4 protein-coding genes are annotated in these 2,354 nt (G+C 63.9%); 1 reads left to right on the plus strand and 3 read right to left on the minus strand.

All coding sequences use genetic code 11. The annotated features are described in order from the left end of the window. Positions 1–612: MutS-related protein (locus tag EN939_RS30310; RefSeq protein WP_442919577.1), on the plus strand; the 612-nt coding region annotated here is incomplete at its 5' end. On the opposite strand, the gene EN939_RS30315 is transcribed toward EN939_RS30310, so the two are convergent. From EN939_RS30315 to EN939_RS30325, 3 genes are all read right to left on the minus strand, one after another. Continuing rightward, entirely contained in the window at positions 613–1,458 is an 846-nt protein-coding gene (locus tag EN939_RS30315) for an aldo/keto reductase (RefSeq protein ID WP_127271333.1), read from the minus strand. 84 nt (positions 1,459–1,542) lie between these two features. Beyond that, a complete protein-coding gene (gene copM, locus EN939_RS30320; RefSeq protein ID WP_127271334.1) occupies positions 1,543–1,935 on the minus strand; it encodes a CopM family metallochaperone in 393 nt (130 codons plus the stop codon). Between the two features lie 43 nt (positions 1,936–1,978). Next, positions 1,979–2,354 (minus strand): HAD-IC family P-type ATPase (locus tag EN939_RS30325; protein ID WP_164751357.1); only part of this gene is annotated, 376 nt, incomplete at its 5' end.

Genomic DNA, 2,354 nt, shown 5'->3' on the forward strand with positions numbered 1-2,354 from the left:
TCGGACGATCTGGCGCGCGGCCGCTCGACCTTCATGGTCGAGATGGTCGAGACGGCGGCGATCCTCAACCACGCCGGCGAGCGCGCACTGGCGATCCTCGACGAGATCGGCCGCGGCACCGCCACTTTCGACGGCCTGTCGATCGCGTGGGCGGCAGTCGAGTATCTGCATGAGAAGAACCGCTGCCGGGCGATCTTCGCCACTCACTTTCACGAAATGACCTCGCTGGCCGGCAAGCTGGCGCGGCTCTCCAACGTGACCATGCGGGTCAAGGAATGGGAGAACGACGTCGTCTTCCTGCACGAGGTCGGCAAGGGGGCCGCCGACCGCTCCTACGGGGTGCAGGTGGCACGGCTGGCCGGCCTGCCGGAGGCGGTGGTCGACCGCGCCAAGGAAGTGCTGCACCAGCTTGAGGAAGGTGAGGTTTCGGGCAAGACGAACCGGCTGGTGGACGATTTGCCGCTGTTTTCGGTGGCGGTGAAGCGGGAAGCGTCGAAGCCGGTGAAAAGTGATGTGCTGGGGGCGGCGCTGGGCGAGATCAATCCCGACGAGATGACGCCACGGGAGGCGCTGGAAGCGCTCTACCGGCTGAAGGGGCTGGCGGGGACATAGTCAGATCATCTCCAACCCGCGCTTGCGCGCTGGTGGAGGGAAGGCGCGGTCGAGATCGGTGATGTCCTGCGGCGTCAGCTTGATGTCGAGCGCGGCGACATTCTGGCGGACATGTTCCTGGCTGCTGGCCTTGGGGATGGCGATGATGCCCTCCTGTTGCATCACCCAGGCCAGGGCGATTTGCGCCGGGGTCGCATTGTGGCGGGCAGCGACGGCGTCGAGCCTGGCATTGCGCGCCAGCGCGCCTTGCTCGACTGGCGAATAGGCCGTCAGCGGAATGCCGCGTTGCAGGCTCCAGGGTGCCAGGTCGAATTCGAGGCCGCGCCGGACCAGATTGTAGAGCACCTGGTTGGTCTGGACATTGTTGCCGTCGGGCAGGCCGGTCAGCTCTTCCATCTCGTCGGTGTCGAAATTGCTGACGCCCCAGTGGCGGATCTTGCCGGCCTTTTTCAGGGTCTCGAAAGCCGCGACCGTTTCGGCCAGAGGCACGCTGCCGGGCCAATGCAGCAGATAGAGATCGATGCGGTCGGTGCGCAGGCGTTTCAGGCTGTTTTCGCAGGCGCGCTGCACGCCCACGCGCGAAGCGTTCGATGGCAGAACTTTCGAGACCAGGAAGGTCTCGTCGCGGCGCCCGGCAATGGCCTCGGCCACCACCTCCTCGGCGCCGCCGCCGGCATACATTTCAGCGGTGTCGATCAGCGTGATGCCGAGGTCGAGGCCGAGCTTGAGGGCATTCACCTCATCGGCGCGGCGACTGATATCTTCGCCCATCTTCCATGTGCCCTGGCCAAGCACCTGAACGGCTTCGCCTGAGGGCAGTTTGGTGGTTCTGATGGTCGACGGCATTGCGGGCTCCATTTAGGCCGATCGCATCACAGGCTGGACGAGAAATCCAGAGGCGTTCTCGCCGCGCTGACGATGGCTGAAGACTTACTTCACCGGATGGGCGGCGAGCCAGGCCTGCATCTGCTTGATCTCGGCTTCCTGCGCGGCGATGACGCCTTCGGCCAGCTTGCGGATTTCCGGATCCTTGCCATTGGCGAGTTCGACCTTGGCCATGTCGATCGCACCCTGATGGTGCGGGATCATGCCTCTGACGAAATCGACATCGGCATTGCCGGTATAGTCGGACGCCATCATGTCGGCATGCATCTTGTCCATCGCCGCCTTGTAGCCTTCCGTCGAAGGGCTGGTCGCATCCGCCGCCATGGCGCCCATGTCGTGTTTCATCTCTTCGCTTTGCGCCGGAACGCTTTCGAGGAAGACGGTAACCAGCATTCCGGCCGCCATCAGCAGCAGAACGAGTTTTTTGGCGAAGGTCATTCATGGTCTCCTGTTGGATGGGTTTCGTATTTGGGGGCTTGGATCAGAGTTTCAATGTTCTCAGCCGCAACGCGTTTGCGATCACCGACACCGAAGACAGGCTCATCGCCGCCGCCGCCAGCATCGGCGACAGAAGCGTGCCGGTGAGCGGATAGAGCACGCCGGCGGCGACCGGCACGCCAAGCACATTGTAGAGGAAGGCAAAGAACAGGTTCTGGCGGATGTTGCGGATCGTCGCCTGCGCCAGCGTGCGGGCGCGCACGATACCGTTGAGGTCGCCCTTGACCAGAGTGATACCGGCGCTTTCGACAGCGACATCGGCGCCAGTGCCCATGGCGATGCCGACATCGGCAGCTGCAAGCGCTGGTGCATCGTTGACGCCGTCGCCGGCCATGGCAACACCGGCGCCTGTTGCGCGC

The organism is Mesorhizobium sp. M7A.F.Ca.CA.002.05.1.1, assembly GCF_003998335.1.
Classification (GTDB): domain Bacteria; phylum Pseudomonadota; class Alphaproteobacteria; order Rhizobiales; family Rhizobiaceae; genus Mesorhizobium.